General features: G+C 50.4%; 15 protein-coding genes. 6 read left to right on the forward strand and 9 right to left on the reverse strand.

The genetic code is table 11. From position 1 onward, the window contains the following. Window positions 1–127 precede the first annotated feature (127 nt). The 8 genes from AB4124_RS06850 to AB4124_RS06885 all read right to left on the reverse strand — a co-directional run bounded on the left by AB4124_RS06850 (window position 128) and on the right by AB4124_RS06885 (window position 7,115). Window positions 128–1,009, reverse strand: a complete 882-nt coding sequence (locus AB4124_RS06850; RefSeq protein WP_441971943.1) for a carbohydrate ABC transporter permease — start codon at window positions 1,007–1,009, stop codon at window positions 128–130. Window positions 1,010–1,040: 31 nt separating this feature from the next. Then, the gene (locus tag AB4124_RS06855; protein ID WP_441971945.1) at window positions 1,041–2,030 is read right to left on the reverse strand and encodes an ABC transporter permease; all 990 of its coding nucleotides are present in this window, start codon (window positions 2,028–2,030) and stop codon (window positions 1,041–1,043) included. A 342-nt stretch (window positions 2,031–2,372) separates the two neighbouring features. Then, window positions 2,373–2,546: a hypothetical protein gene (locus AB4124_RS06860; protein WP_179090623.1), complete on the reverse strand. Its 174-nt coding sequence runs from the start codon at window positions 2,544–2,546 to the stop codon at window positions 2,373–2,375. A 187-nt stretch (window positions 2,547–2,733) separates the two neighbouring features. Next, the gene (locus AB4124_RS06865) at window positions 2,734–2,970 is read right to left on the reverse strand and encodes a cold-shock protein (RefSeq protein WP_071222231.1); all 237 of its coding nucleotides are present in this window, start codon (window positions 2,968–2,970) and stop codon (window positions 2,734–2,736) included. A 96-nt stretch (window positions 2,971–3,066) separates the two neighbouring features. Beyond that, window positions 3,067–3,267, reverse strand: a complete 201-nt coding sequence (gene cspD, locus AB4124_RS06870) for a cold-shock protein CspD (RefSeq protein WP_006207896.1) — start codon at window positions 3,265–3,267, stop codon at window positions 3,067–3,069. Between the two features lie 304 nt (window positions 3,268–3,571). Beyond that, on the reverse strand, window positions 3,572–4,036 hold the full coding sequence (locus AB4124_RS06875) for a pyridoxamine 5'-phosphate oxidase family protein (protein WP_441971950.1): 465 nt from the start codon (window positions 4,034–4,036) through the stop codon (window positions 3,572–3,574). Window positions 4,037–4,056: 20 nt separating this feature from the next. Next, window positions 4,057–5,706 (reverse strand): glycoside hydrolase family 5 protein, encoded by a 1,650-nt coding sequence (locus tag AB4124_RS06880; protein WP_441971952.1) that lies wholly within the window; start codon window positions 5,704–5,706, stop codon window positions 4,057–4,059. A 227-nt stretch (window positions 5,707–5,933) separates the two neighbouring features. Continuing rightward, complete coding sequence (locus AB4124_RS06885; protein WP_441971954.1) at window positions 5,934–7,115, reverse strand: acyltransferase; 1,182 nt, start codon at window positions 7,113–7,115, stop codon at window positions 5,934–5,936. Between the two features lie 147 nt (window positions 7,116–7,262). Between AB4124_RS06885 and AB4124_RS06890 the strand changes: the two genes are divergently transcribed. The 6 genes from AB4124_RS06890 to AB4124_RS06915 all read left to right on the forward strand — a co-directional run bounded on the left by AB4124_RS06890 (window position 7,263) and on the right by AB4124_RS06915 (window position 11,766). After that, window positions 7,263–8,036 carry an amino acid ABC transporter ATP-binding protein gene (locus AB4124_RS06890; RefSeq protein WP_339292264.1) on the forward strand — a complete coding sequence of 258 codons (774 nt, stop codon included), beginning with the start codon at window positions 7,263–7,265 and terminating at the stop codon, window positions 8,034–8,036. Window positions 8,037–8,194: 158 nt separating this feature from the next. Further along, window positions 8,195–9,004: a glutamate ABC transporter substrate-binding protein gene (locus tag AB4124_RS06895; RefSeq protein WP_076322350.1), complete on the forward strand. Its 810-nt coding sequence runs from the start codon at window positions 8,195–8,197 to the stop codon at window positions 9,002–9,004. A gap of 135 nt (window positions 9,005–9,139) precedes the next feature. Further along, complete coding sequence (locus AB4124_RS06900) at window positions 9,140–9,799, forward strand: amino acid ABC transporter permease (RefSeq protein ID WP_083397713.1); 660 nt, start codon at window positions 9,140–9,142, stop codon at window positions 9,797–9,799. 42 nt (window positions 9,800–9,841) lie between these two features. Further along, complete coding sequence (locus AB4124_RS06905) at window positions 9,842–10,492, forward strand: amino acid ABC transporter permease (RefSeq protein WP_076322351.1); 651 nt, start codon at window positions 9,842–9,844, stop codon at window positions 10,490–10,492. A gap of 260 nt (window positions 10,493–10,752) precedes the next feature. Further along, window positions 10,753–11,250: a hypothetical protein gene (locus AB4124_RS06910; protein ID WP_441971957.1), complete on the forward strand. Its 498-nt coding sequence runs from the start codon at window positions 10,753–10,755 to the stop codon at window positions 11,248–11,250. 81 nt (window positions 11,251–11,331) lie between these two features. Beyond that, a complete protein-coding gene (locus AB4124_RS06915; protein WP_076322354.1) occupies window positions 11,332–11,766 on the forward strand; it encodes a DUF6376 family protein in 435 nt (144 codons plus the stop codon). A gap of 123 nt (window positions 11,767–11,889) precedes the next feature. Here AB4124_RS06915 and AB4124_RS06920 read toward each other — a convergent pair whose 3' ends face one another. Next, window positions 11,890–12,999: a hypothetical protein gene (locus AB4124_RS06920; protein WP_441971959.1), complete on the reverse strand. Its 1,110-nt coding sequence runs from the start codon at window positions 12,997–12,999 to the stop codon at window positions 11,890–11,892. Window positions 13,000–13,083: the final 84 nt, after the last annotated feature.

A 13,083-nucleotide genomic window follows, 5' to 3' on the forward strand; every position in this document is an offset into this window, starting at 1 on the left:
TGTTTACCCCTTTTCTTATTTAAAAATATGATTATATAGAACTCCCGCCAAATTAGGCAAGAGAAGCTACCTGTAAGAACTTCCCCTCCCCCCGGGAGAGGGAAGCTGCATGATCAGACACCGAGAATTAACCTTTAATGGAGCCGATCATCATCCCTTTGACGAAGTACCGCTGCAGAAACGGATAGACGAATACGATCGGCGCCGTCGTTACGACCATGGTCGCCATCTTGATCGATTGGGAGGTGACCGTCTTGGCAACGCCGCCTGGCACCTGGGCCATCATCTGATTGGAGCTGGATTGTGCGACGACCTTATACAGATACGTCTGGATCGGCTGCAGATCCGTATTGTTGATGTAGATGACGCCAGTGAAATAGTCATTCCACTGGAACACCCCGTGAAACAACGCAATTGTCGCAATAACCGGCATGGATACCGGCAGCACGACCCGGAGGAAGATCGACCAGTCGTTAGCCCCGTCGATCTTCGCAGCCTCCTCCAAACCGTCCGGGATTTCTCGGAAGAAGGTCATGAAGATGATGAGATCGAAGAAACTGAACATAAATGGAATAATGTACACCCAGAAGCTGTCGAGCATATTTAAATCCTTGATCAGCAAATAGAAAGGAATCAGTCCGCCGCCGAAAAACATCGTTACCGTTCCGAGCAGAATATAGAATTTACCGCCAATCAGCCCCTTCCGCGAAAATGCATAAGCCACCATGGCGGTGAAGAGGACGTGAATGAACACGCCGATCACGGTTTTGGCTACGGTAATGCCCATTGCCGTCATGATGCCAGAGCTCTGAAACACCGCGCTGAAATTCTCGAAACTGAACACCCGTGGCCACCAGTAGATCCCTCCGCGCATGGCGTCCTGCCCGTCATTGAAGGCATTCACCAGCACGTACCAGATCGGGTAGATCGTCAGAAAACATACGATCAGCATGCCGAAATTATTGAATATATCGAAGAAGGCTTCGCCTTTGGTTCTGCGTTTAAACATGGATTATTCGTCTCCCTTCTCGCTGGTCTCGCTAGAATAGTGATGTGTCGTTCAGTTTTTTGGTCACCTTGTTCGCGATCAACAGCAGGATAATCGCAATGACGGACTTGAACAATGCAACGGCTTGCGCGTAGGAGTATCGTCCGTTCTGCATCCCGGTGTGGTAGACGAAAATATCGATTACGTTGCTCGCGCTTTCGTTCAGCGTGTTTCGGAGCACCAAAATCTGATCGAAGTTGGAGTTCAGCACACCACCAACCGCAAGAATGAAGAGGATCGATATTGTCGATTTGATACTGGGAAGCGTAATGTACCACATCTTCTGAAACCGACCTGCGCCATCAATCGTCGATGCCTCGTACATTTCAGGCGAAATGCTGGCTATGGCCGCTAGATAGATAATGGCGGACCACCCAAGCTCCTTCCATATATCCGAAGTGATAATAATGCCCCAGAAGTATTTCGGTTCGGCCAGATACGTAATCGGATCATCGATAATATGCAGAGCCAGCAAGATATTGTTGATAATCCCGATATCCGCCAGCCAGGTCATCAGGATGCCGCCCAGAATGACCCATGATAAGAAGTGAGGCAGATAAGATATCGTCTGAATGGTCCGCTTGTAGCGAACGGACCGGATTTCGTTCAGAAAGAGTGCAAAAATGATCGGAAGCGGAAATCCGATAAACAGCTTCAGCAAGCTGATCCCGAGCGTGTTCCGCATCACGTTCGTAAAGTCCTCGTCTGAGAAAAACTCCTTGAAATGCTCAAGTCCAACCCATGGAGCTTCGCCGATGGACTTCACGATATTGAATTCTTTAAATGCAATGATGACACCGTACATCGGAATGTAGTTAAAGATGATCATCCACGCAACGCCGAGCAGCGCCATAATTTGAAGATGTCGTTGGCCATAGAGCTTTCTGAGCCATCTTTTTCTGTCAAGCTTCTTCTGTACAGAAGGCTCCATTGCGGGACCGACACCGGTTTCGGAAACATCGGCATGAAGTTGATTTTGCATGGTTATGACCTCCAAGTTGATCCTATCATTTTGAAAACCTTTACATTATCTATGTTTATATTGTAGATCGTCCTTTCTCTGCACGAAAGGTTTCAGATTTCGTTTCAAGGGGCTCATTTTTCGGGTAGGCTTCGGCATTTACGAAAAAATGCATCCTAAAAAACGAAATATTGTGCCCTGTGCGTGCTCATTCCTGGCACAAAAAAAGGCATGAACAGCAGCCTCCATAGCTGCCATTCATGCCTTCCCTCTTGCTAACGATTGTTCGCCACAAGCGATCCCTTGGATCGTCGCGGCGACGTTTATCGTTTATATCCTCAAGTATATCAAACGGTTCCCCAGTTATTCCCCTTTGTCTTCCTCACGTTGTTCCTGTTTGCTTTCGTGTTCCTGTTGGTATTTCTCACGCATCAGCTTTTGCATGATGAATTTCTCCTGATCGTTCAAGCCGCCTTGGTTATCCTGGCTGATCATGTTGTCAATGTTTCGCTTCAGTACCTCGGTTTGCGTGTTCAATACATTTCACTCCTTTGAATTTTGCGTCCCTTATGCTGTAAATCATTCTGAATGAGAACGAAAGGGTACACATATTACTAACCATTCTCCTTCAAATGAAACAGAAATAGACGGATTTACCATAAAATCCGAAGGTAGCTTCAAGAAGAATTTGTGTTTGCCCAGCGCTTTCTCTAGGTATTAGCTGCTATTTGCGCTCGATCTGAATCCCCTTAGCCAGAGATTTCTGTTGTTTATTGGTATTAACTAGCTGCGGCAGGCTTCTCGTTTCTTTGACCATAGGGGATTGACACAAATGGCATACTGGTTCCGTGTCGAACGCAAAATCGTCCCGCATCCACCCTTTGCAGTCTTCCTTCGTGCATGCCCATACTTCTGTTATTTCTTCAGGAATACTCTCCATCGAGTTTTTACGCGAATACATGAACGCTCCTCCTTATTCTCGTCTTAGAAAATAGAAACGCCGTATAAAAGAAGACTGCCCTTAATGTCACACATTAAGGGCAGTCTTCAATTGTAATTACAATTTAACAACGTTCTCAGCTTGTGGTCCACGGTTTCCTTCAACAATGTTGAATTCAACGCGTTGGCCTTCGTCAAGCGTTTTGAAGCCGTCGCCTTGGATCGCGCTGAAGTGAACGAATACATCGTTACCGCCTTCAACTTCGATGAAACCAAAGCCCTTTTCAGCATTAAACCATTTAACAGTTCCTGTTTGCATGGGGGAATCCTCCTTGATATATATTTACATGACCTTTTTTCTTCGCAGACGGAATAAAAAAATTCACATATTGCACAAGGTTACCAGAAATGACAACCCTCTACAATATGTGAATTCAGGTCGATTTCGATATTCATATCTTAACACATTTTACTGCCGATAGCAAATACCAATGCAAAAGATTCTGCGGAAAAATTAAAGTTATTTTCTTCGGCATCATTCCGATTAGGCATGAGTAGGCATATACAACTCCCGGCATATGCCGGGAGCTAGATCTTGAGCAGGTTTTTCACGCCGTAAACGTTTACTTTCGTAATTCCTCCAGCGTTTCCTTCCAGCGCTGCAAGACTTCTTCCGGGTCGTGCAGTTGAAACTTCACGGCCGATTTAATATCCGCATACTTCGCGATATCCTCGCGAACAGCCACTACCTCGGCCTCAAAACGCTGCAGCGGATGCCGGGCATCCGGCAGATCGGGAAGCCCTTGAAGACGCAGCCGAACATAATGGGCCGCTCCATCATGAATCGCCACCAACGTACCCTGTCCGGACCGAAGAAGATTGCCAGTCGTAGTCGTCCCCTGCCATAACGCAAGTCGTAGCCGGTTCCGGTCTAAGGCCAAAACCTCCCCCACGCTGAGCATGGCCGTATGCGGCCATCCATCTTCCGTTGCGCTCAATAGCATCATCGCTTCGTGCTGCTTCGATTCCAGATTACTTCCATCCAGCCATTGGTACAGCCTTTCCGATATTGCGGCCTGTTCCGTCATAATGCCATCTCCCCTTCAACTTATAAATTTAAACGCGCTTCGGTAAATTCCAGCCAATCCAGCTCGATTCGGCCCTTATTCACCATGAACACCAGATCCACTGGGCCTTCCACAATCGGCATAGCCTCAGCCACCCTATGGATGCGCCACTGTCCTTCGCCAGAGTCCGACAAGGAGATAAGCTCAGGCTCCCGATCCCCAATCTGGAGCATCAAATCCACCGTCCCCTCGGGAATGCGTCCCCGAATGTCCAGATGAAAAACGTCTGCGGAAGCGCAATTCGCAGCATAAGCGAGCCAATCTCCCTCCCGGAGCTGCACGCATACCAGGTTATCCTCTATCCATGGCTTGCCGCCTTCCGGAGCGTAGCTTGGTTTCTCCGCCTTGCCCGTCATCATCCGCATCGGAACACCGTCATGAACCCGGAACCCGATATCCTGACTGGCCTTCGCCTCAATATGATAAGAGACACCCTCACCCCGATATCCGTAAAACTCTGCCGGAATCTGAATGGGCAGCCGGCGCAGCAATGACCGGGATACGTTCGGATAAGCATCGCAGGCTGCCAGTGGAAGATGATCCAGATATTCGCCCAGAATCGCTTCCGCTTCGGCTGAAGAGGGCTTCTCTCCGCCTTCCAGGTAACCCGTCAGCTTCTCCCAGCCTTCCGGCATGCGGATCGAGAACGGCGAGTTTTGAGTGTTCATCTTCTTCCAGGTCCAGAAGTTCCAGGATATGTTATGATCCTCGAACAACCGGAATGCGCCCGTATACCACTGCGGGTTGTTCTCGCCGCCTTCACCCATGAAGATCGGCACATTCCATTCTTCGCGAAGATCCAGATACTTCTGAATGCTCTCCGTGTCGGGATTATTCCAGTACTTATGGAACTGCAGCATCAGGTTATCGTCAAATTTCTCGTCGAAAATGCTCCAGTCCGTTGACCAGTGGACACCTTCCAAAATGATCATATGGCGCTTGTCCACTTCGCGTATAGCCGCGGTGATTTCCTTATACAGCGGCATCACCCGATCATGATACTCGCTGAACCAGTCTGGCAGCGGCTCGTTAAGCAGGTCGTAACCGGCCACGATCCACTCGTCTTTATAGCGTTCTGCCAGCATACGCCACAGCGCCACGGTTCGCTCCACATTCAGCCGATCCGTGAACAGCTCCGGCAAATCCCGCTCGGAATCATCGATATTCGCGCCGGTCTGTCCGCCTGGCGCGCCATGCAAATCCAGAATAACATACAGCGAATACGTCCTGCACCAATCGATCACCCGATCGATGAGCTTCAAATGGCCTTCGTGATATACAAAAGGCGGCTGCTGTCCTTCCGCCATCATAAACCTGGCATTGATCGGCACCCGGATGGAGTTAAAGCCCTCGGCAGCGATCTTCCGAATATCGGCTTCCGCGATATAAAGCTCATAATAGGCTTCCCAAAAAGCCGCCGCCTTTTCCTCATCGATCAGGTCCCTAACCATGCCTTCGATGCGCCGAGGTCGATCTCCTTGCTCCGGCATCTTCCACATGTACCCTTCCGGCAGCAGCCAGCTTCCAAGCCCGACTCCCTGCAGCAGAATTTCCTGACCATCTCCATTAACTATGCGCTTGCCGTCCGCCTTTATGAAACCGTTTACTAAGGAATCTCCGCTATCCTTCATATTGGCACTCCCTCGCTTTTCATGTCTGTAACGAATGTAATTGACCTGTACTTAGCAACGTCTTCGTACCACCCACAGACCGAGTATCAAACCAAATATAGCATGACATCCGAGATGATAAGCCTCATTCCGAAAATCAGGGAATCATTCTGAAATATCGCCACTCGGGCAAAAAGAAAAGGCGCTCTCCTCTTTGCGAAGATTGCGCCTTTTCCACTTTATCGAACTTACGATGATACCTCCGTAACCGGCTGAGCCGGAACAGGAGGATTTGGTGATCTTCCCGTCCGCAAGCTGCCCGGCAGTTTGCCGAAAAAGATCCAGGTCCAGCTCCAGAGACGGCTAATGCTGTAGACCACCACATACGAAACCGCCAGTGCGCAGACGAGCCCGCCGGCATACCAAGCCAGCATCAGCCAGGAATTCTCCGTCTGCGGAGGAAAGTCCCGGTAGAAGAGCAGGACCAGCGGATGCACCAGATAAACGCCGAAGGAATACACCCCGAGCCGTCTGAATCCGTTCAACCACCATACCCTCTTATTCCCGAATACCAGCGCGACCTGGAGCATGACCAGGGCAGTGGTTAGCGTATGCACATTCCAGAAGGCATCGTAGAGCAGCGGATGATATTCCGTCCCTAGCAGCCGCTGATTGTATCGCAGGCCGATATGCACCAGGGCGGCGCCCAGCCATATCGCCCAGAGCGCGACCCAGCCCAGCTTGCGCAGGGCCGGTCTTGCGGCATGCTGCGCTGAAGTCAGCCAATCCTTGACCCGGTCATAATAAATGCCGATCCATGCCCCGAGAAAATAATACGACAGAAACGACAGCGACCAGCTGTTCCGGTTCGTTACGTCCCACCAGGCATCATTGCCGATATAGAACACCCACTGCAGTACAATGCCGACCAGCACGCAGACCGCCGCGAAGCCGCGGAATCGCTTCAGCAGCATCAGCACGAGCGGGAACAGCAGATAGAACTGGATGTTAATGAAGATGAAATATAAGTGCGTGTAGGATTTCCCCGTCGCCAGCTTGGGCCAGAAGCTCTCCAGCATTGCCGCCAGATTTGACTCCCCCCCGCGATGATACCAGGCCACCGTAAAGAATAACACCGAGAACAGCAGATACGGCACCAGAATATACATCAGCCGGTTCTTGAAGAACCGTGCCAAGTCACGGCCTTTGAACGGGCGGTGATAATAGTTATAGAAGAGCACAAAGCTGCTCAGAAATATGAAAGTCGTCGTTCCAACCTTCGAGAATATGTTCAGGAAGTTATACAAGCCAAAAAAATCGTCCCCGCGCATCTGAACTGTGGCGAACGACGTCGCATGCACCATCAGCACGCCCATCATCGCAAAGCCCCGAACCAGGTCGATTTCAGTTATTTTTGCACGTTTATCCATGTGGCCTCCTTCATATGAATACGCCCCCTATTATATCTCACTCCCCACCGCTTGGATACTAAATTTTCCTAAAAGTGGCATGGAACAAGCTCCCTTTGCCATACCAGTGTAAAAAGGGCCTGGCACCAAGACAGGTCACAAGCTTACATGCATGCAAGCGTCCAATTCGAAATGAATAGGAGGGGATTTCTACTGATTGAATTTAGCCGCGTCAACAAATTTTTCGGAACCTTCCATGTTCTGAAAGAAATCGACCTAACCATTTCCCAGGGGGAAGTCGTTGTCATCGTTGGACCTTCCGGCTCCGGTAAAAGTACGCTGCTGCGGTGTATCAATCGGCTCGAAAGCATTACGGATGGCGAGCTTGTCGTTAATGGCGTCAAGCTGCATAACCGAAAGATCGACATCAATACATTTAGGCGAGATATCGGGATGGTCTTCCAGCATTTCAACCTGTACCCGCACAAAAAGGTGATCGACAACATCATTCTCGCACCCATGAAGGTGCTGGGGATGTCCAAAGCGGAAGCGACGGAAAAAGCGATGACGTACCTGCAGCGAGTCGGAATTGCGGACAAAGCGGATAGCTATCCTTCCCAACTCTCCGGTGGTCAGCAGCAGCGGGTGGCGATTGCGCGCGGATTGACCATGAATCCGAAGATTATGCTGTTTGATGAACCGACGTCCGCACTCGACCCGGAGATGATCGGCGAAGTGCTGGATGTCATGCGTTCACTCGCTCATCAAGGCATGACTATGGCCGTGGTTACCCATGAGATGGGTTTCGCCCGCGAAGCCGCAGATCGAATCGTCTTTATGGACGAAGGCCGGATTATCGAGGATACACCCGCCTCCGATTTTTTCAATCAGCCGCGGGAAGAGAGAGCACGGGCGTTCCTGAGCCGCCTGCTGCATCACTAACCTGGACTTGGTGCGTAGGGGTGGAAAAGGAATTGCCGCTTTGCTTTTTAGGATTGTCATGATGGCTGCCGCAAGAGACAAGGAGTCCATGCTCGGACAACGCGCCGTTAGGAGTTTGCTTGTTCAGAGAATTCATATCTTTAAGGGGGATCTGGTGTATGAAGAAAAGATTTACGAGGCCTTTCAGGTGGAGTGCGGCCCTTCTGGTGTTAGTGATGATGCTGGTGGCATCAGGGTGCGGGGGTTCCGGCAATACGGATACCCTCGAGGCGATCAAAAAACGCGGCAAGCTTGTAGCTGGCGTGAAATATGATACGAAGTTGTTCGGATTGCAGGACCCTGCCACCGGCAATGTAGAGGGCTTCGATATCGACATCGCCAAAGCGCTGGCCAAAAAGATTCTCGGTGACGAGACCAAGGTCGAGCTGAAGGAGGTTACCTCCAAAACCCGGATCGACATGCTGAAGAACGGGGACATCGACATCATTATCGCCACGATGACCATAACAGAGGAGCGCAAGGAGCAGGTGGACTTCAGCGATGTGTATTTTGAAGCCGGCCAATCCCTGCTGGTGAAGAAGGGCAGCCCGATCACGGGTCTGGAAAGCTTGAACAAGGATACGAAGGTGCTCACGGTAAAGGGCTCTACCTCTGCGCAAAATATCCGTGAGAAAGCGCCCGACGCCGTCATTCTCGAATTCGAGAATTATCAGGACGCCTTCACCGCACTCAAGGCGGGACAGGGCGATGCCCTGACCACCGACAATTCCATCCTCCTCGGTATGCAGCAGCAGGACCCCAGCTTCGAGCTGGTCGGCGGAAACTTTACGGATGAACCATACGGCATGGCCATCAAAAAAGGGAATCCGGAGTTTGTGAAAACCGTCAATGAGCTGTTGAAGGAGCTGAAGGATAGCGGCGAATACGACAAATTGTATGAGCAATGGATGGGCGTGAAACCGGAATAACCGCAAGCATGTAATGGTCGGGCCGGTCCTAAGGCATCATGGCTCCAATCAGGTTCCTCCCTTTTGCGGGGCGGAACTGCCTGGCTTCTTTTGACCGGCCACCCGATCAACATCCCCCATTGGAGGTGAGGCATTTTGACCTTGTGGGATTTTAACATCCTGGTCCAGCATTGGGATCAATTTATGGCTGGCCTGGGCCAGACCATTCTCGCCAGCCTGCTTGGGCTGATCGGCAGCTTGGTGCTAGGCACCTTGATCGCCATCCTGCGGATTGCCCCATTCCGCATACTGAAAGCCATTGGTGCCATCTATGTAGAGTTTATCCGCAACATTCCACTCCTGGTGGTTGTCTTTTTCTTTTTCCTGGGCCTGCCCTCTCTCGGCATACCGGTTGACCCGTTTACTTCGGGTACGCTTGGGCTGATGGTGTACACGGCTGCTTTCATTGCCGAAGCCATTCGGGCGGGGATCCAAGCAGTGCCCTCCGGACAGTCGGAGGCGGCCCGCTCTTCCGGGCTGAGTTATATCCAGAATATGCGCTATATCATACTTCCGCAGGCGATCAAAATCGTACTGCCGGCCATCGGCAACCAATTGATCAATTTGGTTAAGAATTCTTCGGTCCTCGGCGTTATCGCCGGACTCGACCTGATGTATTATGCCGATCTGATTAACCTGAGCACCTTCAAAGGCATTCCCGTCTATACGTTTGTAGCCCTGTTCTACCTGCTCCTGACCATACCGCTTAGCCTGGCCGTCCATTATATGGAGCGCCGCTTTGCGAGAAGCAATTGACGTTAAACGCAAGTTTGCCCAATAAACAGGAGGTGGCATGAGATGGATTTTATCGGTGCGTACTCCTGGCCGAATCTGCGATATCTCCTTCAAGGCTTTTGGATCACGGTGCAGGTTGCCGGCTTATCCATTGTGTTCAGCTTCATCATTGGAACCGTGCTCGGGACCGTGAGATATACGAAAACGCCCTTCCTGTCGAGGACAACGGCCTTTTTGGTGGATATAATCCGCAATCTGCCGCTGCTGCTGATCATTTTCTTCATCGGCATGGTTCTGCCGCAGACCGGGATTCGAATCCCCACTTTCTGGGCGGCCGTCGTCGGCCTGAGCATTTTTGAAGGAGCCATGATCGCCGAAATTGTCCGCAGCGGCCTCGTATCGGTGGATAAAGGCCAGATCGAAGCGGCCCGGGCGTCGGGTCTCTCTTATATGCAGACACTGCGGCACGTGATTCTCCCGCTAGCGCTGCGCCGGATGTCCCCGCCCATGGTGAGCCAGTTCATCTCGCTCATTAAAGACACCTCGCTGGCCGTGATCATTTCGCTGCCTGAGCTGATGCGCAACGTACAAATTCTTAGCGGTTCCAGCTATGACTATGTTATTCCCGCCCTTGTTTTTGCGTCGCTATTGTACTTCACGCTGAATTATCTTCTGTCCATCATCGCCAAACGGCTGGAAGCAAAGCAGATCTAACTGCTATTCCCGCTCACATGCTGGACCACTAATCATGATCGTGACAAAAGCAATCGACCCGCGATACGCGCGCCCAGGTTCAATTCTGCTCCGCAGCCATTTTGGCTTGCGGGGTATTTGCGCTTCTGGCAGAAACTAAGAATTCAATACTTAATCCTCCTCGGAGCCATTTTGCGTCGAATTTATTTCCAAGTAACGCTGCAACAATGGTGAAACCCTCCTCGTCTAAATACATAATCATCCCGAAAGGAGGCGTCGATATGAAAAAAGGGTTTCTCGCCATGATCGCTCTTTCCCTTACTGTCGGATTATGGCTTGGTGCAGATCACTCCACGGCATCCGCATTGTCATGCGCGGAGCCTCGAAAGGTTACCGAAGAATTAAAAACCTCGGATGCGGTATTCAGGGGCACGTTGACCTCGTCCAACCCTAAAGCCGATATATCCAAAAGCAGCTATGTATTTCAGGTTGCCGAATGGTGGAAAGGAGATTCTGATTCCCCTACCGTCACCCTTTATTCCAATGGCTGGGAATCCTTTGAAACAGGCAAGGAATATATCGTGTTCGCCGACAAAAACGGGCAGAAGCTCAAGCCCCATCTATGCGGAAATACCGGTTCCTACTCTTCCGTTGACGTGACTTCGCTGGGGAAAGGCATCCAGCCAAAGAAGCCCGCTCCTTCAGTCGAAAGCCCCTGGTCCGGCGGCATCCTGGCGGGTTTGATTGAGCTTATTCGCTGGCTGCTGGGGAAATATTAATCCGCGAAAAAAATACAACCATTCTCCTGGCCATACGTATACAACGTATAAGAACTGTGTTTAGACGACAGGAGGATGAGAATGATCAAAAGATTATTGTTGATTTCACTTGTACTGGGAGTTCTCTCCGGCTGCTCCTTGGTGGACAGCGTGAACAATTCTTTGGATTATACAAAAGAAGCTACCACGTTTATTAATGAAACATCCCAATTTGCCGAGTCTATTCCGGAGCTTGCCCAACAAGCCGCTACGAATACAGATGCCAAGGAAACGCTGACCAAGGAACTCGAAGCGATGAAAACCCGAATCTCGGAGTTTAACGGCATTGAAGCCCCTGCTTTTGCGCAGAACATCCATGAACAGCTGGTCGGTTTAAATGACACGCTGCTGACTGACATCAACGGCTACATGGATCAAATTCAAAACGGAGTGACCGACTTCCAGAATTCCAACATCGTTCAAACCATTACTAAAATAAACGAAACGATGGATATGCTCCAAAATCTTCAGCCGTAATTCAACCAAGCCCATTGACGATAATATAGCAGCCCTGCTCTTGAACTGTGACCCGATTTGGTCATCGTTCACTTCATGAGCGGCGCTGCTATATTTGTCTTCGCTATGTATGTATTCCATTCCTCACTTGAAAAAAGATTCCAGATTGGCGGTAAGCGTCTGCTTTACCACATATTGAATTCCGTCTTTGCTAGGCGCCATAATCCAGTATGTCCCTTGGTAGCCTGCTTCATGCTTCGGGTCCCAAGCCACAATGAATTGCCATGTGTCGCCAAAGCTTTTATTATATTCTTCTCTATAACTCCCGGCCATATTCTCCGGCGGAACCGATTCGATTGAAATATGCTGCACGCTTTCAAAAGACTTCATCCATTCCGTAAATTCCACCATGTCCCGGGCGTACTGACCCGAAAAGTATCCCTCGCCCCCACCGGACATCTCATAAAAGGCTTCTGCATCCTCCGCCTGCGCTGCCTGGTACAGTAAGGAAACGGTCTGCACCGGGTTCCATACAGGCTGCTTCGCTTTTGCCGCAAGAAATTCCCTATCTTCAGCCGTATGCTGGATCTCTATCGCGATAAGTTCTTCCATTGTCGCCTCTCTTCCAAGCTCGTAGGCTCCGGGATAGACCGTGGATTGCTCTACCACTTTAAGTCCATCCGTAAACGCCGTCACAAACCACAGGTTATGATCGCCCTGACTAAGCTCTTCCAGTACAATTTCGGCTTGGCTGCCGTACGTAAGAGCTAACATCTGACGGCTCTCCCGATCCAGCCCTTCTCTATCAAAAAGCTTGAACCGTTCCGGTCTCACTTCACGCTTGCCAGCCTCTTCGAATAACACCTTCAGCTTGGCGGGGGACATACGAACGCTCGGAATGTCAGCATAACGGAAATATAATGTCGAATCGTTAGCCTGAAGCGCCTCATACATATTGAGAACTGCTTCAATCGGGTCATAATTGGACTCCCCCTCTGGCGACTCCGCTTCTTGCTTAACCTGGTGATTGCTTTGATCTTCCGGCTGGAATGCCGTACGCGAGCTTACCGTTGCCGCTGCCGGCATTTCCGATGGATTCCCAGCTTCTCCTGCGCTCAACTCGGCGGCAGTCGATCTATTTTGCGGTATGGATCCCGGCACCTCCTTCGTGCATGCCACCAGTAACATAATTGTCATGACAGCCAGCACTATGATCTGTCCGGATCGCTGATACGCCCGCTTTCTCGTCTTCATTTCGTTCACCCCCATATATAATGAATACAATCATATTTAGGATTGGCGCTGCACCGATCTCTTTATATTCATCATCGTCAAAAC

Origin of the sequence: Paenibacillus sp. 2KB_20 (genome assembly GCF_052115765.1) — a bacterium.
Classification (GTDB): Bacteria; Bacillota; Bacilli; order Paenibacillales; family Paenibacillaceae; genus Paenibacillus_AQ.